Here is an 18941-nt window from a genome sequence, read left to right as displayed (position 1 = left end):
CGCCACTGACAACGCCGCCCGCCGGCCGACCGACGCGCCACTCGCCCCCTGCCGATCGGCCGCAACCGGTCAAGCAGCGGTGGGATTCGGTCCGGGCGACGGCGGGAAGGGCGCGGCACGGACCGCCCCACCACGGAAAGAGAAAGCGGTACGGGGCCGAACGGGGATGCGCGGCGGAGCTCGGGAACGTCAAGTGGGTTCCGCCGGTGCCGATTTCGATGCGCGGGCGGGTCGAGCCGGCGACCGGTCTGCTGCCGCGGATCGGCATCTGCTCTGGGCGGGCCATCGCCAAGATGACCAGCGACGGCCTTCTGTCGCGTAGGGACGGCGCGCGGTACGAGGAGGCGGGCAACCGGAAGGGAGCCGTTCCACTCCGTCCGTACGGCGCGGAGCGGAATACCGGGTCAACGGGTCAGTTGCGGCCGCTCGTTGCGGTCTGCCGTGGCTCGACCGGGTGCCCCAGGAGGCGTTGGGCAAGGGCCAGCGGGGCGTGCGGGTCCCGGGTGGGGCCGGGGGTCGCGGTGCGGTGGCTGGGCAGCCGCTCGACGGTGGCGGTGCCGGTGCCGGACTCCAGGGAGGGGGCGTACCCGGCGGCACGCAACGCGTCCAGGGTGGCGGCCGGCGGGCGGCCGCTGACCAGGACCGTGGGGGCGATCGCCCGCACCCCAATCCCGCGCAGCGCGTGGTGGGCGGCGAGTTCGGCGATCAGGGCCTCGTCGTCGGAGCGGATGCAGCAGCCGGCGGGCACGACCCGCATCCGGCCGTGGGTGCGGGCGGTGTCCTGGACGAGGTAGCCGAGGGGCTGTGGCAGGGCGTCGCCGGCCGAGGCGGCGGTGAGCGCGTCCCGGAGGGTGTCGGCGGTGTGACCGGCGTCCAGGGCGCGGCAGATCGAGCCGGGGGTGAAGCGCCAGGTCACGGCGTGCCCCTCGGACTCCCGGTCGGCGGCGGAGGCGAGGAGTCCGGCGAGTGCGGGGGCGGGACGGCCGGGCACGACGGCGGTCAGGTCGGCCTGGAAGTGGGCCCGTTCGACCGGCGGCGGGAGCAGGTCGCGGAGCGGCTCGTCGAGGTCTGCCGGGTCGGCGAGCAGGGCCCGGCCGAGGGGGGTGAGGGTGCCGTGGGCGGTGAGCCCGAGGTAGGCGGCTTCGTGGAGGGTGTGGGCGGCGCGCTCGTCGACCATCGGCTGCTCGGTGACGGCGAGCGGACGGTGCCATTGCGCGGTGTGGAGGAGGCGCCGCAGGGGCGCGAGGGCCTCCTCGTCCTCCGGCGCGTCGGGGAGCGGCAGCGGCGGAGGTAGCGGTCCGGCGCCCGGGGGGACGTCGGCCAGGGCGGCGAGCAGGGCGAACCGGAGGGCGGGGGCGTGCCGGTCGTGCCCGCGGACCAGAGCGGTGGGAGTCTCGCCGAACGGGGTATGGGTGGGGATGTCCCACAGGGCGTACCAGGCGGCCAGTACGGGAGCGAGGCGGGCGCCGGGCGCCTTGGCGAGCCAGTCGTCGTAGGCGTGGGTGGGCAGTGCGGTGATGCCCGACGGGCTGCGGGTCAGCGCGATCAGGCCGGCGGCCAGGGCGAGATCGAGCAAGAGCCGGGCGTGCGGCTCCGTGGTGCCGGCCGCCTTCGCCAGGCGCTTCACCTCGCGGAGGGTGAGCCCGCCCGACTTGCGGAGGGTGGCGGGCTCGCCGGCCAGGGAGGCGAGCAGCCGCTCCACGGTGGTGGCCAACTGCGCGGCGGCGGCCTGGGATTCGTCGTGCGGCGAGGTCCGCGGGGCGGGCACGGTGGGGGCGCTGGCGGGTGCGGCGCCCTCGGGAGTGGGGGCCTGCGGCGCGAACGGGCCGAGGTCATGGGCGGCGAGGAGCTGGGGCACGCGCGGCGGCACGACGACGGCGCCGTCCTCGGTGGGCGCGGCGAGCCCGTCGTCGAAGAGCGCGTCCAGGGCGGCTTCGGCGACGGACCGGGCCGGCCCAGGGGCGGTGACGTCGAGCGCGGCGTAGACGTCCTCGGGCGTGACGGCCTCGCTGGCCAGCTCCGGGAAGGACAGTCGGTGGGCCATCAGCGACTGGTAGTCGGCGCCGGCGGTGGGGGCGGCGGGCGCGGCTGCGTCCCGGGCGGCCCGCTGCTGGCTGATCCTGGCGGTGGCGGCGAGCACCTGGAGCCGGGGGTGGTCGAGGTGCAGCACCACCTGGTGGAGGGTCTCGTAGGACCACAACGCGCCGGCCAGGCCCCGGAGTTCGGTGGGTGCGGGCCGGCGGGCGAGCGGCTCGGCGTGCCGGGTGAGCAGTGCGGCGAGCCGTTCGGGGGTGCGCTGTGCCAGGGAACGGGTGAGTGCGTCGAGTCCTTCCACGGCCTTGAGGTTAGTCATCGTGTCACCAGGGTGGTCAGGGCGCCCACGGGGTCCGCGTCCGCGGGGCCGGTGGGCCACCAGTCCTCGGCGCCGGGCTCGGATTCGTACGGGTACCAGCGGTGGTCGCGGCCGAAGCGGAGCTGGAGACCGCGGGCGGCGTCGGTGAGGCGGTTGTGGTGCGGGCGCAGAGCCGGCAGCCCCGCGGCCAGGAGGGCGCTGCGGGCCCGGTCGAAGTCGCCGGCCGGCGGGTTCCAGGTGCCCTCCAGAAGGACGAGCCCTTCGTGGCCACCCTGGCGCCAGGCGGCGACGGACCGGGCGATGTCCGTGGGGGTACGGCCGGTCGCCGCCGCGAGGTCGCGGTACAGCGCGCGGGTGGTGGTGGTCAGACCGGCCGTGGGGTGGGCGGTGGCGGCCAGGCGGATGGCGTCCTCCCACGGCGCAAGCGCCGGGAAGGGGCCGGCCGCCGCGGGCTCCCCCGGGGATTCGGGGTCTGTCAGGCAGGCGTGGGCGCGGGCCGCGGCGTCGGCGGCGAGCAGTTCGAGCGTGGCGGCGTCGAACGGGAGCCCGTCGGCGTCCGGGAGGGCCAACGGCCGGCCGGGCCGCGGCGGTACCGCGGCCGGCGGTGGGAGCGGCGGTCGGGGGCGGTCGGCGAGGGCCTCCCGGGCGAGCACGCCCTGAGCCGGGAGAGCCGGGGCCCAGGCGGCACCGACGCCCCCTTCGGTGCCCAACCGGACCCGCTCCTCCTCCGGCGCCGCGGCAGCGGATCCGGACGCCTGCACTCCGTCAGGGCCGAACGCCGGGCGGGACGCAGAAGGGGTGGGAGTAGCCAAAGCCGAGCTCACCGCAGATGCGGCGACGGTCGCGGCCTCGTCGCCCCCGGGCACCGCCGGGGCCGGACCCACGGCCCGCCCCCGGCTCTCCCGTGCACCGTGGCCGGCGCTGCGACGCCCGAGCTCGTCGAGCAGCTCGCGCTCGCCCCGGCCCCGGATCAGCAGCAGGACGAAGGGATCGGCATCCAGCAGCCGGGCCACCTGGAAGCAGAGCGCGGCGGCGTGCTTGCAGGGCCGGCCGGTGTCCGGGCAGGAGCACCGGGGCACCAAGTCGCCCGGCCCCGGCAGGAGGCCCGATTCCGCCTCGGCCAGTGCGCGGGGCAGCTCCTTGGCCAACAGCGCGGTGAGCTGGTCGGGGTGGGCGGCGACGCCGTCCAACAGGGCGTCCCACTCCTGGTCGGTGAGCGTCCTGACGCGCACCTCGGCGCTGTACGGGCGGGGTCGACTGCCCCGTACGGTGGCGATCATCCGGCCCGGGGTGATGTTGATCGTGTCGACATGGCCGTCGCGGGCGTAGGCCCGACCACGGGTCAACCGGGCGCCGTCCAGTGCGCTGCGCTCCAGCGCCGTCAGCCAGGCACCGCCCCACCAGGACGCGGCGGCCGTCCCGTCCGGACCGTCGAGGACCGGCAGCGGCGGGAAGGTGCGCGAACGGTCGGCGCGGGCCAGCCGGTCCGCCGCCGCGGCGCGCCCCGTGACGGGCCAGCGCCGGTGCCCGGGGTTCATCCGGTCCTCCTCAGGGAGACGAGGTCGGCGAGGTCGGCGTCGGTCAGCTCGGTGAGCGCGCCCTCGCCACCGGAGAGCACCGCGTCGGCCAAGGCCCTTTTGGCGGTGAGGAGTTGGGCGATGTTGTCCTCCACGGTGCCCTCGGTGATCAGCCGGTGGACCTGGACGGGCTGGGTCTGGCCGATGCGGTAGGCGCGGTCGGTGGCCTGCTCCTCCACCGCCGGATTCCACCAGCGGTCGTAGTGGACGACGTGTCCGGCCCGGGTGAGGTTCAGGCCGGTGCCGGCCGCCTTCAGGGACAGCAGGAAGACCGGCGCCCGACCCGACTGGAAGCGGTCCACCATCCGCTCCCGTTCGGCCACCGGGGTCCCGCCGTGCAGGAGTTGGCTGTGGACGCCTCTCCCCGCGAGGTGGCGCTCCAGAAGTCGTGCCATGGCGACGTACTGGGTGAAGACCAGGGTGGCGCCGCCCTCCGCGAGGATGGTGTCCAGGAGTTCGTCGAGGAGTTCGAGTTTCCCGGAGCGCGCGGCCAGGCCCGGGGCGTTCTCCTTGAGGTACTGCGCGGGGTGGTTGCAGATCTGCTTCAGGTCGGTGAGCAGCTTCATCACCAGGCCGCGCCGCGCCATCCCCTCGGCGCCCTCGATCCGGGCGAGGGTCTCGCGCACCACCGCCTGGTACAGCGCGGCCTGTTCGCGCCCCAGTGGGACCGGATGGTCGGTCTCCGTCTTGGGCGGGAGTTCGGGCGCGATACCGGGATCGGACTTCTTGCGGCGCAGGATGAACGGTCGCACCAGTCTGGCCAGTCGCTCCGCCGCCCGCGGATCCTCCCCGCCCTCGACCTCCCGGGCGTGCAGGGCGCGGAACGTCTTGAGCGGCCCCAGGAGCCCGGGGGTGGTCCAATCCAGCAGCGCCCACAGCTCGGAGAGGTTGTTCTCCACGGGCGTGCCGGTGAGAGCGATCCGCGCCGGGGCCTTGATGCCGCGCAGCGCCCTGGCCGTCGAGGAGCGCGGATTCTTCACGTGTTGCGCCTCGTCGGCGACGACCCAGGCCCAGGTGCGGCCGGCCAGTTCGGTGGCACTGCTGCGCATCGTCCCGTAGGTCGTCAGCACGAAGCCGCCGTCCATGCCGTCGAGACTGCGGCCGGCGCCGTGGAAGCGGCGTACGGGCGTGCCGGGCGCGAAGCGTTCGATCTCGCGCTGCCAGTTGCCGAGCAGGGACGCGGGGCAGACGACGAGGACGGGGGCGGTGGGCCGCCGGCGGAGGTGGAGCGCGATGACGGTGATGGTCTTGCCCAGCCCCATGTCGTCGGCCAGGCAGCCGCCCAGTCCCGTGGAGACCATGGTGTCCAGCCAGGCCACGCCGCGGAGTTGGTAGTCGCGCAGGGTCGCCCGCAGCCCCGCGGGCTGGGGTAGCGGGCGCGTCTCGGTGGTGAGCCGACCACGCAGGGCGGCGAGGGCGCCCAGGGGCACCACCTCGACCTGTTCGCCGTCCACCTCCGCGGTGCCGTCGAGCGTCGCGGCGAGGGCCCGGACCGGGTCCAGATAGCCCAGTTCGCGCTTGCGTGCCTTGCGGACCAACCCGGGGTCGACGAGGACCCACTGGTCGCGCAGCCGCACCATGGGGCGGTGCGCCTCGGCGAGGGCATCCATCTCCGCGTCGCTGAGCGGCACCCCGTCCATGGCCAACTGCCAGCGGAACTGCGCCAGTTCACCGGCGTCGAAGAAGCCGAAGCCGTCCGCCGCCGAACCGGGAGCGGGCCGCAGCACCGCCGTCGCGGTCAGACCGCGGGTCAGCTCCTTGGGCCAGTGGACGGCCACCCCGGCGGCGTCGAGGCGCGGCGCGAACTCCCCCAGGAGTGCGTACAACTCGCCCTCGCCGAGCGGGAGCACATCGGGAACGGGGCGCTCCAGGAGGCGGCCGAGCGGGGACCAGACGCGGGTGGCGCGGCGCAGCGCGAGCAGCGCGTCGGCACGGGACCGGGCGCCGAAGTGGTCCGGTGCCCCGCCCTCCCAGAGCTGGCGGGCATCGACCACCAGGGTCGGGTCGGTGAGGCTGTGGACCTGCAGGACCGCCGCCGCCGCGCGCCGTTCCTCCATGCCACCGCCCGGAGTTGCCGCCCCTTCCCCACTCACGTCCTCGCCCTGCGCGTCGCCCCCCGCGGACGCATCCCCTCCCGCGGTATCGAAGAGCTGGTGCGGGGCGAGGTCGAGGCGGAGCGAGAGCCGTACTCCGGCGTCGACACCGGCCGCGACCTCTGCGGCCCACTCCTGGGCGGCCGGGAGGTGCTGCGGTGCCGTCGCGGCGAACGGGGCGCCCGCCACCAGCTCGGCGGCCGGGGTGCGCGGCAGGGTGTCGACGACGGCATCCACGAACTGCCGTACCAGGACTACCGGATCGGGCAACTGGAGCGGCCGGGCACCCGGGATCGGTACCGCGTACGCCTCCGGGGGCATGGCGGCGGCGACGGCCCGGAGGTGCGCGATGTCGTCCGCGTCGAGCGGGCCGGCGCGCCAGGCATCGGCGTCCTCGTCGGTCAGGCCGGGCAGCAGTCTGCCGCGAGCGGCGAGGTGCAGCGCGTGCAGGGTGGCCGCGCCCCAACAGGCGGCGGCCGGATGGGCGTCGGCGGTGCGTCGGGCCCGGGCCAGCACCGGAGCGGCATCCGGCAGGGGCAGCAGATGCGCGGACACCGTCCGGCTCCGCGCGCCGTTGCCATGCCGCCGCGCGACGGTCAGCCGCGTGACACCACTGCCCGACTCCGACGCCCGGCCGCCGTTCCCCTCCACGTCAACACCGGGAAGCGGGCCGCCGTCCGGCCGCCAGAAGGCGACCGTCCCGGCCCGCGGCGTACGGGCCGGCAGAAAGATCGCGGCGCACTCCACCAGGGCCGCGGCCAGCTCGCCGACTCCACCTTCGCCCGCGCGGGGCGCGCCGGCGGCAGGGGTGATCGAGGGCCGGGACGCCTCTCCCGGCGCCTCCTGCCACCTCGCCATGCCATCCCCTGCCGTCGGATCGTTCCGCGCCGCCAACGGCGCTCCCCGGGCCCATCGCACCCGGATTCCCTCTGCTACGCCCCCGACCTGCGAGTCTACGGTCGTCTCCATGTCGTCTCCCCCGTCGTCCTCCGGCGGCCGCGGCATTCCCCACCGGTCACGGCGTGCTCTTCACGCCGTGCCTTCCCGCCACGTCCCGCACCGCAGCTCTGCGTGACATCCGCGCGCCGCCTGCGTGATGTCGAGGAAAGCAGACCGCACTGACAATCGGCGGCCCCTCGCCCCGCGCACAGCACGCACGGCGCGCCGCATCCCTTTCGAGACCGCCCGGCCGCACACGCCCTGACCAGCACAGAGAGCCGCCGGCAACGCATGACGAGCCGCTCCGAAAGCCACCCACACCGAAGTTATCCACAGGCTGGACGCGGACCGCCCGCTCCCGCATCAAGTCGATTACATTCAGTGACGTAATCACTCGCCGCGACACACGGAACCCCCAGTCGCGCACCAACACCGCCGCGCGACGGCACAACAGCAACTCACCACACCACACGGCGATCCACGACCGTCGAAGGAGCCCTCATGCACACCCCCACTCCCGAGCAGGCCGCCGCGGCCGAAGCCTTCCCCACCGGCGCTCACCTCGTCATCCAGGCCGGCGCCGGCACCGGAAAGACGACGACTCTCGCAATGCTGGCCCACACCGCCCGACGCCAACGCCGCAGCGGCCGCTACATCGCCTTCAACCGCGCCGTCGCACGCCACGCGGCCAGCACCTTCCCCTCCGAGGTGTCCTGCAGAACCGCACACGCCCTCGCGTACACCGCCGTCGGCCGGCACTACCAAGCGCGCCTGAACGCCCCACGCCAAGCAGGCTGGCGCACGGGCGCCGCCCTCGGAATCGAGGACGGCCTGTCCTTACGCATCGGCCCGCGCAAGGTCAACAACAAAGCCCTGTCCTACACGGTGCTGCGCACCGTCACCCGCTTCTGCCACTCCGCCGACAAGGAGCTCGCACACCATCACGTCCCACCACTGCGCGGCGCCGAGTCCGAGCCACTGCACGCCCAACTCGCCACCTTGGTCCTGCCGTTCGCCCGCAAGGCATGGGCCGATCTACAGGACCCGGACCAGGGCGTGGTCCGCTTCGAGCACGACCACTACCTCAAGATGTGGGCATTGAGCGACCCCCTCATCCCCACCGACTTCCTCCTCCTCGACGAGGCACAGGACACCAACCCGGTCGTCGAGCAGGTCCTCACCACACAGCGGGACCACGCGCAGCTCGTGCTGGTCGGAGACTCCGCACAGGCCATCTACGGCTGGCGTGGCGCCCGCGACGTGATGACCGGCTTCGACGGCACCCACCTCAGCCTCTCCCGTTCCTTCCGCTTCGGCCCGGCCCTGGCGAACGAGGCCAACCGGTGGCTGACGATCGTCGGCACGCCCCTCCGGCTCACCGGGTCCCCCTGTCTGAAGTCCGAGCTGTGCCGCGTCCCGGTCCCCGAGGCGATCCTGTGCCGGACGAACGTGGGCGCCATGGTCGAGGTGATACGGCAGTTGGAGGCGAACCGCCGGGTCGCACTCGCCGGTGGCGGGGAGCCGCTGACCGCGCTGGCCCGCGCCGCGCACGACCTGGCATCGGGCCGGCGCACCGCGCATCCCGAGCTGATGCTCTTCGAGACCTGGTCCGAGCTCCGCGAGTACGCGGAATTCGATCCGGCCGGACGCGACCTGCTGCCCCTGGTGGAGCTGATCGACGAACACGGCTCGGACGCGGTACTGCGCGCCCTGGACCGGCTCTGGCCCGAGGAGTCCGCCGAGGTGACGGTGTCCACGGCCCACCGCGCCAAGGGCCGCGAGTGGTCCAGCGTGCGCATCGCGGACGACTTCACCGGCCCTGATGATCTCGACGAGCGCGACGAGGACGGCACACCCCTGCCCGGCCCGATCGACCTCGACGAGGCCCGCTTGGCCTATGTCGCGGTGACCCGCGCCCGGTCGCAGCTCGACATCGGCGGGCTGTCGTGGATTAACACCCACCCGGCCGGCGCCCTCAGCCCGACGGCGGTAACCCCCGCCCGAACCCACACATCTAAGGCCCGCCCCGCCTCCGCAATGCCCCGCCAGGGCCCCAACGCCGAAAGGCTCAAGAACCAAAGCCAATGACCACCGAGGGCCGGGCCCGATCCCGAAAGCCACCCACCACTACACACGCCACCCAGCCGGGACAGGACGGAACACCCCGCACGAGAACGCAAGACCCGAGACCCCGACAACACGACACCGCGACACCGCGACACCGCGACGAAAACCGAGCAGACCAGTACGCCGAACCGAAGGCAAGCCTCTAGGGAGGACAGGAGACAAACGTCCGGAGGGTCAGGAGATGAGCGCAGGAGCCGGGAGAAGAGCTCAGGCAACGACGATCACGCAGAAAGGAGAAGCCCGACACGTGACGGACGAATCGAGCAGGAGGATGCTGGAGGTAGGAGATGGGTGTGATGCGTTCGGGAGATGAGCCGCTACATGCGCGCAGCCCGTTGAGGATGCGATTCGGGCTGGCCCTGTGGGGGCTGCTGTGGGCCATCGCCGGCGCCGTGGCCTTCGTGATGGCCGGCCGGCCGCAGTGGGCGGCGGCCTGCGCCGCGCTGGCCGCGCTGGCCGCCACCGATCTGGCCCTGGTGATCCGGCACATCCACCAGGGACCGCACTACCAGCCGGGCAGGCACATACCGCCCTATGCGCCGGACCACGGCCGCAACCAGACACGCGACACCACTGGTCGGCGACGCGACTCCAGACCGTGACCCCAGATCGTGACCGTAGGGCCGCGACGGCAGGCCGTAGCAGCAGATCGCGACCGCAGCCGCCGCCGGTCGACAGGCCAGATGGCGCTCCGGCGGCAGCTACGACGCACTGAAGGTGGCCCGAACTACGGGGCGCCGTTCTCCGGGCCAGTCGCACGGCCACCGTTGCCGCGGTCCGGCGCGAAGCGGGCGGCCTCGATGAATTCCGGGCGCGGTTCGAGTGCTGCTGCCAGGCGGAAGTGCCGCAGCGCCTCGTCGGGACGGCTGGCACGCTCCAGGGTGCGGCCCAGTGCGAAGTGGGCGAAGGCATTGTCCGGTTCGCGCTCCAGCACGATCTGGAACTCCAGCTCCGCGGGGCGGAGTTGGGCGGAGAGGAAGAAGGCACGGGCACGCAGCAGCCGCGCGGCGGTGTTCTCCGGGTGTGCGCTGATCACCGAATCCAGCAGCCGGATCGCGCCACGCGGGTCACGGGCGTCCAGCAGTTGCTCCGCAGCACGGTAGTCGATGACGTGTGTCTCGGGGCTGCGCTCGGGCACGGGCCGACTCCTTCCGGTGTCGTCGGGGCAGGCCGTAACCGGCCTACTCCGTACGGCGATGTGCGGTGCACATCCGCTCAGTGTGGTGCGACCGCCCTGTGCGGTGCGACAACGAGGTCGTCAACACCCGGATGCGTTGCCGCATTCCCGACCGGCGGTCGCTCCCGGCCGAAGCCGGGACCCGTCGGCGGTGGTGGTACCCGTTGACGCCGAGGCCCACGGGCAACGGGGTCCGTCGGCACCGGGACTCGTGGATGGCAGTGCGTCCCACCCCGACGTCAGCACCTCACACCGACGCCGACGCTCACTCCGACACCGAAACGGACACCGACACTGATTCCGATGTGCCCGCCGCGCGGCTAGAGGCTGATGTGGTACGCCTTGCGCAGCGTCTCGTGCACGGTCCATCGCGTCCGGTCGCCCTCGCGCAGGACGCAGGCGTCCCCCGGTCCCACCTCCAGGACCTGGCCGCCCTCGACCTCGATGGTGGCGCGTCCGCTGACGACCACGAACAGCTCGTTCGCCTCAGCGTCCGTCACCACGCCCGGCGTGATCTGCCAGATGCCGCGGATCTGGCGGCCGTCCGGGGACTCCCAGAGCACCTTCCCGGTCACCACCGGGTCGCCGGAGACGATCTGTTCGGGGGCGAGGGGCTCCGGCTCCAGCTCGGCGTCGGCGAGCCCGGGGATGTTGACGACGAACGACGCGGGAGCGACGTCACCGGAGTCAGCGGCCGAGCCGGACGCCCCGGTGGTGGAACCGGGCTCCGGGGCAGGGGACTTGGGGGCAAGATCGGTGGTTGTCATGGCGGTGAGGCTACCGCCCGGGCTCAGGCCCCGCGCAGCCGCTCCCACACCGCGCGGACCTGGGGTTCCAACGCCTCCAGCGGGCCGTCGTTGTCAATCACCAGGTCGGCGATGGCGAGCCGTTGCTCGCGGGTGGCCTGCGCCGCCATCCGCTGCGCAGCGTCGTCCTCCGCCATCCCGCGCAGCCGCACCAGCCGGTCCAGTTGGGTCTGCGGTGTCGCGTCGACGACCACCACCAGGTCGTAGAGCGGTGCCAGGCCGTTCTCCGTCAGGAGCGGCACGTCGTGGATCACCACGGCGTCCGGGCCCGCCGACGCTTCGAGTTCGGCCGACCGCGCGCCCACCAGGGGGTGCACGATCGCGTTGAGCGCCTTGAGCTTCTCCTGGTCGGCGAAGACCAGCGCGCCCAGCTTCGGCCGGTCCAGGGTGCCGTCCGGCGCGAGGACATCCGCCCCGAACTCCTCGACCACCGCGGCGAGTCCGGGCGTACCGGGCTCGACGACCTCGCGGGCGATCTTGTCCGCGTCCACGATCACCGCGCCGTACGACGCCAGCAACCGTGACACCTCACTCTTGCCGGCACCGATCCCGCCGGTCAGCCCCACCTTCACCATGACCCCACGCTATACGCCCCGCCCCGCGGCGGGACGCCCGGGCAGCGGTGTCCCGTACCCCAACCGGTCCTCAACTCCCGGCCACCACACCGACGAAGGGGAATCCACCCCAGCCGCTCACCACGACCCGCACCCCCGACACGGTCAGGCTGGACTCCGCCACCGCCCACCATTCACCGGACGGCGCCCTCACGCAGGTGATGCCGCCCCGTCAGGACCCCCACCAGTCGGAGCAGCCCCGTACGGCACAACTCCTCTACGCGCAGGCGAAGTCGAGCCGACGATCAACCATGTGGGCCTGCCCCGCTAGGCACTCAGCCGCTGGCCGCTGGCCCGCTGGCCGGCCTCAGAGGGCGCCTCCGCCGCCCTCCGCCTCGCGCTCCGCCAGGAAGCGCTCGAATTCCCGGCCGATCTCGTCGGCCGACGGGAGTTCGAGCGGTTCGGCGACGAGGTTGCCCCGGGACTCCGCCCCGGCCACCGCGTCGTACTGGTGCTCAAGGCCACTCACCAGGGCGATCAACTCCTCATCGCCCTCCGAGATCTGCCGTTCGATCTCCTCCTGCGTCCGCAGCGCCTCCGTGCGCAGCGCATGCGCGGCGTTCGGCAACACCAGGCCGGTGGCAGCCGTGACCGCCTCCAGGGCGGTGAGCGCGGCGTCCGGGTACGCGGACCGGGCGATGTAGTGCGGCACGTGCGCCGCGACGCCCAGCACGTCGTGCCCCGCCTCGGCGAGCCGGAACTCGACCAGTGCCTCGGCGCTACCAGGCACCTGGGCCTCGTCGAAGAAGCTGCCGTGCCCCGGGATCAGGTCCGTGCGGTTGCCGTGCGGGGTGAGACCCACGGGGCGGGTGTGCGGGACGCCCATCGGGATGCCGTGGAAGTTGACCGACAGCCGGACGCCGAGCCGCTCCACCATCTGCCGGACCGCCGCGGCGAACCGCTCCCACTCCACGTCCGGTTCGGGCCCGGACAACAGCAGGAAGGGCGCCCCGGTGGCGTCCTCGACCAGGTGGAGTTCGATGCTCGGGGTCTCGTAAGCGGTCCAGCGGTGCCGTTCGAAGGTGAGCAGCGGGCGGCGCGCACGGTAGTCCACCAGCCGGTCGTGGTCGAAACGGGCCACGACGCGGTGCGACAGGCCGTCGAGCAACCGCTCCACGATCTGGTCGCCGGTCTCACCGGCGTCGATGTAGCCGTCGAAGTGGTAGAGCAGCACCAGGCCGGCGGAGTCCCTGGCCGTGAACGCCTCGACCGCCGCGAGCCCACTCGGCTCCCATTCGTACAAACCCTGGGGATCCAACACAGTGACCGCTCCTCCTCGTGTCCGTAAGCAAGAACGTCCCGGAAGGGCCCCGGCATTCCCGTCCCCACACCCCGTGCACATCAATGAACCAGGTCGCCTCCCGGACAAGGGCCACATCTGGCACGGAAGTTGAGTCGCACCCGCCCCCTCATCGCCCGCGCCGGCACCGTCATGACCATGCGCACCGCGAGCGGCGGCTCACGGGCTCCGCCTGAACGGGACCTTACGACCACAAGAGGCACACGCCGCCGCGCCCCCACGTGCCACCCTCACCCAGCAGCCACCACCCGCCCCCGGGTCGGAGCTACGACACCACACCACACGGTCTCTCGCCCCCGCCAACCGGCCCGATCCCAGCGGGCTCAGCAGTTCTCAGCGAAGCCTCCACACACGACGAAGGCCCGCCCCCGAAGGGAGCGGGCCTTGCGTCTTCAGCTACCTCAACCGGCTAGCGCTGACGGTGGAACCGTTCAGCTCTGGCCGCCGGCCAGCTTCTCGCGGAGCGCGGCGAGGGCCTCGTCCGACGCCAGGGCGCCGGAGTTGTCCGCCGACTCCGAGGAGTACGAGCCACCGGAGACGTTGCCGCCGCCGCCCTGGCCGCCGGCCGCCGGAGCGGCAGCGCCCTCGGCCGCAGCCTGCTCGTCGGCCTCGCGGGACTTGATGACCTGGGCCTGGTGCTGCTCGAAGCGCTGCTGAGCCTCGGCGTACTGGTTCTCCCAGGCCTCGCGCTGCGTCTCGTAGCCCTCGAGCCAGTCGTTGGTCTCGGGGTCGAAGCCCTCGGGGTAGATGTAGTTGCCCTGGTCGTCGTAGGACGCGGCCATGCCGTACAGGGTCGGGTCGAACTCGACCGCCGACGGGTCGGCGCCGAAGGACTCGTTGGCCTGCTTCAGCGAGAGGCTGATGCGGCGGCGCTCCAGGTCGATGTCGATGACCTTGACGAAGATCTCGTCGTTGACCTGGACGACCTGCTCCGGGATCTCCACGTGGCGCTCGGCCAGCTCGGAGATGTGGACCAGACCCTCGATGCCCTCGTCCACGCGGACGAACGCACCGAACGGCACCAGCTTCGTGACCTTGCCGGGCACGACCTGGCCGATCTGGTGGGTGCGGGCGAACTGCTGCCACGGGTCTTCCTGGGTCGCCTTGAGCGACAGGGAGACGCGCTCGCGGTCCATGTCGACGTCCAGGACCTCGACCGTGACCTCCTGGCCGACCTCGACGACCTCGGAGGGGTGGTCGATGTGCTTCCAGGACAGCTCGGAGACGTGGACGAGACCGTCGACGCCGCCCAGGTCCACGAAGGCACCGAAGTTGACGATGGAGGAGACGACGCCGGAGCGCACCTGACCCTTCTGGAGGGTGGTGAGGAAGGTCTGACGGACCTCGCTCTGGGTCTGCTCCAGCCAGGCACGGCGGGACAGGACCACGTTGTTGCGGTTCTTGTCCAGCTCGATGATCTTGGCCTCGAGCTCCTTGCCCACGTAGGGCTGGAGGTCGCGGACACGACGCATCTCGACCAGGGAGGCCGGGAGGAAGCCGCGGAGGCCGATGTCGAGGATGAGACCACCCTTGACGACCTCGATGACGGTACCGGTGACGATCCCGTCCTCTTCCTTGATCTTCTCGATGGTGCCCCAGGCACGCTCGTACTGGGCGCGCTTCTTCGAGAGGATCAGGCGGCCTTCCTTGTCCTCCTTCTGGAGAACAAGCGCCTCGATCTCGTCGCCGACCGCAACGACCTCGTTGGGGTCGACGTCGTGCTTGATCGAGAGCTCACGGCTCGGGATGACGCCTTCGGTCTTGTAACCGATGTCGAGCAGGACCTCGTCCCGGTCGACCTTCACGATGACGCCGTCGACGATGTCGCCGTCGTTGAAGTACTTGATCGTCTCGTCGATCGCGGCGAGGAATGCTTCCTCGTTACCGATGTCGTTGACCGCAACCTGCGGGGTGGTGGCGGTGGTCTCGGTGCTGCTCGTCATGTGGGAAAGGGCTCCGGTACGGACATTGAAGTCGTAGGTACTGCTACGCCGAGAGCCCGTATCGCCTCTGCATCAGACCGGACAGCGTCTAAGGCGCATCCTCCGGAGGCCCCGCAAACCGGAGCTACCCGAAACGCCTCAAAACCGAGGGGACATTCATACAGATGCGAGCGCGGCCTGCTCCGTCCGAGGCACGCAGGCCCGCAGCGCAACTTGTAGCATACGGGGGCAGCCGGACAGGGTCAATGCGCGAAAGGCGCACACCTGGGACAGAACGCTCCATACCCGGCACACGCGATGTTCCGCGAGGTCGTAGGACCTCGCAGCCCCCCGCTGCGACAAGCAGTGCGAAGACTACGACGACGGGCGCGATGAACCAAGACCACGAGCCGGAGGCGACCCGACGTGACGCCTCGGACACCGAGAGCAGCCGGGCCAACCGTGGCTGGTGGGACCGCAATGCGGACGACTATCAGCAGGAGCACGGCTCCTTCCTCGGGGACGACCGGTTCGTCTGGGGTCCGGAGGGGCTCGACGAGGCGGACGCCGCGCTGCTGGGGCCGGCCGCGGAGCTGAAGGGGCGGCGCGTCCTGGAGATCGGGGCCGGTGCGGCCCAGTGCTCCCGTTGGCTGGCGACTCAGGGGGCGCTGCCGGTGGCGCTGGACCTCTCCCACCGGCAGCTCCAGCACGCGCTGCGGATCAACGACGACGCCGGCGACGCGGTCGAGTTGGTGGAGGCGGACGCGGGCGCGCTGCCGTTCCGCGACGGCAGTTTCGACCTGGCCTGTTCCGCCTACGGGGCGCTGCCGTTCGTCGCCGATCCGGTGCACGTGCTGCGCGAGGTCCGGCGGGTGCTGCGGCCGGGCGGGCGGTTCGTCTTCTCGGTGACGCACCCGATCCGCTGGGCGTTCCCCGACGAGCCGGGGCCGGAGGGCCTGTCGGTGGCGGCCTCCTACTTCGACCGCACGCCGTACGTCGAGCAGGACGAGAACGGGCGCGCGGTGTACGTGGAGCACCACCGGACGGTGGGTGACCGGGTGCGGGACGTGGTGGCGGCCGGTTTCCGGCTGGTGGATCTCGTCGAACCGGAATGGCCGGAATGGAACACCCAGGAGTGGGGCGGCTGGTCGCCGCTGCGGGGGCATCTGATCCCGGGGACGGCGATCTTCGTGTGCGAGGTGGACGGGGCGTAGCACTCCGGGAGTCGATCTCTTCGGGGCGGGCGGCCGGCGCGTGGTGTCCGGGCGGCAGACTGGAGCGGTGAGCCTCACCCCTTCCCCGGCCGCCGGTGCGGCCCTCGCCGAACTGCCCGTCCGCAGCGCGCTGCCCGCGCTGCGCAGCGCCCTGGACACCGCCGGTGCCGCGGTGCTGTGCGCGCCGCCGGGCACCGGCAAGACGACCCTGGTGCCGCTGGAGCTCGCCGGGCTGCTCGGCGCGGGGCCGCGGCGGCGGGTGGTGGTCGCCGAGCCGCGGCGGATCGCGGCCCGTGCGGCGGCCCGGCGGATGGCCTGGCTGCTGGGCGAGCGGGTGGGCGACAGCGTCGGCTTCACGGTGCGCGGGGAGCGGCGGGTCGGGCCCCGTACCGCGGTGGAGGTGGTGACCACCGGGGTGCTGTTGCAGCGGTTGCAGCGCGATCCGGAGCTGGCCGGGGTGGACGTCGTGGTGCTGGACGAGTGCCACGAACGGCACCTGGACGCCGATACCTGCGCGGCCTTCCTGTTGGACGTACGGGCCGCGCTGCGGCCGGAGTTGCACCTGCTGGCGGCCTCGGCGACGACGGACGCGGAGGGCTGGGCGCGGCTGTTGGGCGGCGCCGACGAGCCGGCTCCGGTGGTGACGGCGGAGGGGGTCTCGTACCCCGTGGAGACCGTGTGGGCGCCGCCGGAGCGGCCGGTCGCGCCGGCGCACGGGATGCGGGTGGACCCGGCGCTGCTGGCGCACGTCGCCGCCGTGGTCCGCCGGGCCCTGAGGGAGCGGGACGGCGATGTGCTGTGCTTCCTGCCCGGGGTCGGGGAAATCGCCCGGGTCGCTGGGCAGTTGGACGGTGTGGACGCCGAGGTGCTGCAGGTGCACGGGCGGGCACCGGCCGAGGTGCAGGACGCGGTGCTGGCCGGCGGGGACGGTCGGCGGCGGGTGGTGCTGGCGACGGCGGTGGCGGAGTCCAGCCTGACCGTGCCGGGGGTGCGGGTCGTGGTGGACGGCGGGCTGGCGCGGGTGCCGCGGATGGACCATGCGCGGGGGCTGAGCGCGCTGACGACCGTGCGGGCCTCGCGGGCGGCGGCGCGGCAGCGGGCCGGGCGGGCCGGCCGGCAGGGGCCCGGGGTGGCCTACCGCTGCTGGGCGGAAGGGGAGGACGGACGACTGCCGCGTTTCCCCGACCCGGAGATCAGGGTCGCGGATCTGACCGCGTTCGCCCTCCAGGTGGCCTGCTGGGGCGATCCGTCCGCGAGCGGGCTGGCGCTGCTCGACGCCCCGCCGGCCGGGGCACTGGCCGCGGCCCGCGAGGTGCTGACCGCGATCGGCGCGGTGGACGAGGCCGGGCGGGCCACCGAGCGGGGCGTACGGATGGCGCGGCTCGGGCTCCATCCACGGCTGGCCCGCGCCCTGTTGGACGGTGCGCCGGAGGTCGGGGCGCGGCGCGCCGCGGAGGTGGTGGCGCTGCTGAGCGAGGAGCCCCCGCGGTCCTACGGGGACGACCTGGCGGCGGCCTGGCGCACCGCGCGGCGGGGCGGCGACGCCTACGCCGGGCGGTGGCGGCAGGAGGCGCGGCGGCTCGCGGCGGCGGCCGGGGAGCCGGGGCGGGAGCCCGCCGAACGGCCGGCGGCCGGTGCGATGCCGGAGGACGCGGCGGCCGGGCTGATCGCGGCGCTGGCCTTCCCAGAGCGGGTGGCCAGGGCGCGCGGCGCCGGCAGCTATCTGATGGCGTCCGGGACCGGCGCCGAGCTGGCCGGGGCGGCCTCCGGGGGCCGGGCCGGCGACGGGTCGCGGCTGCGGGACGCGGCCTGGTTGGCGGTCGCGGTGGCGGACCGGCCCCTCGCGGCGGCGTCCGCCCGGATCCGGCTCGCGGCCGTGATCGACGAGGCGACCGCCCGCGCCGCGGCCGGGGCGCTGTACTCCTCCGGGGAGGAGGTGCGCTGGGCGGACGGGGAGGTGGTGGCCCGGCGGGTGAGCCGGCTGGGCGCCGTCGAGCTGACGGCCCGGCCGCTGTCCGCGCCGGATCCCGGGCTGCTGCGGGACGCGGTCGTCGACGGGCTGCGGCGGGAGGGGCTCGGACTGCTGCGGTGGACGCCGGGGGCGGCCGCGGTGCGGGAGCGGATGGCCTTTCTGCACCGGGAGTTGGGGGCGCCGTGGCCGGAGGTGTCGGACGCGGCGCTGCTGGAGCGCGTCGAGGACTGGCTGGGGCCGGAGTTGGGGCGGGCCCGGCGGCGGGCCGATCTGGCGCGGATCGACGCGGGGCAGGCACTGACCCGGCTGCTGCCGTGGGCGACCGGCGAGGCGGTGCGCTTCGAGGAGCTGGCACCGGAGCGGATCGAGGTGCCCAGTGGCTCCCGGGTGCGCGTGGACTACGGCGGCGGGCAGCCCGTACTGGCCGTGAAACTCCAGGAGTTGTTCGGACTGCGGGAGTCGCCGCGGGTGGCGGGCGGGCGGGTGCCGGTGCTGGTGCATCTGCTGTCGCCGGCGGGGCGGCCGGCCGCGGTCACCGCGGATCTGGCCTCCTTCTGGCGGGACGGCTACCGGGCCGTGCGGGCGGAGCTGCGCGGCCGCTACCCCAAGCACCCCTGGCCGGAGGACCCTTCGACGGCCGAGCCGACCCGGCACACCACGGCCCGGCTGCGGCGGGGGTGAGCCCCCGCCCGGCGGGGCGGGCCCGCCGCGGGGCGCACGGGCCCGCGGGCGAACTCCCTCCGGGACGGCGGGGCGCGTCACCTCCCTTACGGATACGGCGGTTTGGCGACTCGTCGACCGGACCGTCAGTCGACTCGTCGGCGCCATGGGGCGGTTCGTCGGGGTC

General features: G+C 73.5%; 12 protein-coding genes. 4 read left to right on the top strand and 8 right to left on the bottom strand.

Annotated features, from left to right (window positions below):
- Window positions 1–412 precede the first annotated feature (412 nt).
- From ACIQU6_RS04215 to ACIQU6_RS04205, 3 genes are read right to left on the bottom strand one after another with little or no spacing between them, the layout of a single operon-like run.
- On the bottom strand, window positions 413–2353 hold the full coding sequence (locus ACIQU6_RS04215; RefSeq protein WP_403480080.1) for a helicase-associated domain-containing protein: 1941 nt from the start codon (window positions 2351–2353) through the stop codon (window positions 413–415).
- Window positions 2350–3891 carry an SWIM zinc finger family protein gene (locus ACIQU6_RS04210; RefSeq protein WP_403480079.1) on the bottom strand — a complete coding sequence of 514 codons (1542 nt, stop codon included), beginning with the start codon at window positions 3889–3891 and terminating at the stop codon, window positions 2350–2352. The genes ACIQU6_RS04215 and ACIQU6_RS04210 overlap by 4 nt, the downstream gene beginning before the upstream one ends.
- The gene (locus tag ACIQU6_RS04205; protein ID WP_403480078.1) at window positions 3888–6881 is read right to left on the bottom strand and encodes an SNF2-related protein; all 2994 of its coding nucleotides are present in this window, start codon (window positions 6879–6881) and stop codon (window positions 3888–3890) included. The genes ACIQU6_RS04210 and ACIQU6_RS04205 overlap by 4 nt, the downstream gene beginning before the upstream one ends.
- Window positions 6882–7463: 582 nt before the next feature.
- Between ACIQU6_RS04205 and ACIQU6_RS04200 the strand changes: the two genes are divergently transcribed.
- The gene (locus ACIQU6_RS04200) at window positions 7464–9050 is read left to right on the top strand and encodes a UvrD-helicase domain-containing protein (protein ID WP_403480077.1); all 1587 of its coding nucleotides are present in this window, start codon (window positions 7464–7466) and stop codon (window positions 9048–9050) included.
- Window positions 9051–9385: 335 nt separating this feature from the next.
- Window positions 9386–9691, top strand: coding sequence for a DUF6343 family protein (locus tag ACIQU6_RS04195; RefSeq protein WP_403480076.1), 306 nt, complete (start codon window positions 9386–9388; stop codon window positions 9689–9691).
- Between the two features lie 125 nt (window positions 9692–9816).
- On the opposite strand, the gene ACIQU6_RS04190 is transcribed toward ACIQU6_RS04195, so the two are convergent.
- The 5 genes from ACIQU6_RS04190 to rpsA all read right to left on the bottom strand — a co-directional run bounded on the left by ACIQU6_RS04190 (window position 9817) and on the right by rpsA (window position 14929).
- Window positions 9817–10227, bottom strand: a complete 411-nt coding sequence (locus ACIQU6_RS04190; protein WP_403480075.1) for a tetratricopeptide repeat protein — start codon at window positions 10225–10227, stop codon at window positions 9817–9819.
- Window positions 10228–10586: 359 nt separating this feature from the next.
- On the bottom strand, window positions 10587–11033 hold the full coding sequence (locus tag ACIQU6_RS04185) for a cupin domain-containing protein (RefSeq protein WP_403480074.1): 447 nt from the start codon (window positions 11031–11033) through the stop codon (window positions 10587–10589).
- A gap of 23 nt (window positions 11034–11056) precedes the next feature.
- Entirely contained in the window at window positions 11057–11647 is a 591-nt protein-coding gene (gene coaE / locus ACIQU6_RS04180) for a dephospho-CoA kinase (RefSeq protein WP_403480073.1), read from the bottom strand.
- A 346-nt stretch (window positions 11648–11993) separates the two neighbouring features.
- The gene (locus ACIQU6_RS04175) at window positions 11994–12947 is read right to left on the bottom strand and encodes a proteasome assembly chaperone family protein (RefSeq protein ID WP_403480072.1); all 954 of its coding nucleotides are present in this window, start codon (window positions 12945–12947) and stop codon (window positions 11994–11996) included.
- A 470-nt stretch (window positions 12948–13417) separates the two neighbouring features.
- Window positions 13418–14929 (bottom strand): 30S ribosomal protein S1, encoded by a 1512-nt coding sequence (gene rpsA, locus ACIQU6_RS04170; protein WP_016575406.1) that lies wholly within the window; start codon window positions 14927–14929, stop codon window positions 13418–13420.
- A 245-nt stretch (window positions 14930–15174) separates the two neighbouring features.
- Here rpsA and ACIQU6_RS04165 point away from each other — a divergent pair, with 245 nt between their 5' ends.
- Together ACIQU6_RS04165 and hrpB are read left to right on the top strand one after the other, a co-directional pair.
- Entirely contained in the window at window positions 15175–16122 is a 948-nt protein-coding gene (locus ACIQU6_RS04165) for a class I SAM-dependent methyltransferase (protein ID WP_403480071.1), read from the top strand.
- 67 nt (window positions 16123–16189) lie between these two features.
- A complete protein-coding gene (gene hrpB / locus ACIQU6_RS04160; RefSeq protein ID WP_403480070.1) occupies window positions 16190–18775 on the top strand; it encodes an ATP-dependent helicase HrpB in 2586 nt (861 codons plus the stop codon).
- Window positions 18776–18941 lie beyond the last annotated feature (166 nt).

Origin of the sequence: Streptomyces sp. NPDC090442, from assembly GCF_044769405.1 — a bacterium.
Classification (GTDB): domain Bacteria; phylum Actinomycetota; class Actinomycetes; order Streptomycetales; family Streptomycetaceae; genus Streptomyces.
This window is presented reverse-complemented; position numbering and strand designations above follow the sequence as displayed.